We start from the raw sequence: 264 nt of genomic DNA, 5'->3' as shown, positions 1-264 counted from the left end.
CTACAGCGAGTTTTGTGAAAATAATAGTTCTGGTATCGCATCATATCTAGGTCGCAGAATAAGGCATGGAACTTTCGAGGGAACAGCTACGAGTGAACTGCATGAGCTAGCTGAACGAGAGGAATATCAACATTTATTCTTGTGTAGTGATTTTAAAAAAGAGTTTGATATTTGGCATCGTGAGTACGACGAAATGATAGAGACCTTGAAGAAAAGCGTACTTCATATCAAAAGTAGGAAAAAGCCTAAAGGCTCTATAACTAC

At 38.3% G+C, this 264-nt stretch carries 1 protein-coding gene; it reads left to right on the top strand.

The window, feature by feature from the left end; genetic code table 11:
- The coding region (locus SB724_RS20575; protein WP_410572766.1) for a hypothetical protein at positions 1-264 on the top strand (264 nt) is incomplete at both ends.

It is taken from the genome of Bacillus sp. SIMBA_031, from assembly GCF_046535225.1.
GTDB classification, from domain to species: Bacteria; Bacillota; Bacilli; order Bacillales; family Bacillaceae; genus Bacillus; species Bacillus velezensis.
The sequence above is the reverse complement of the archived record's forward strand: the minus strand, read 5'-3'. Positions and strand labels throughout refer to the sequence as shown.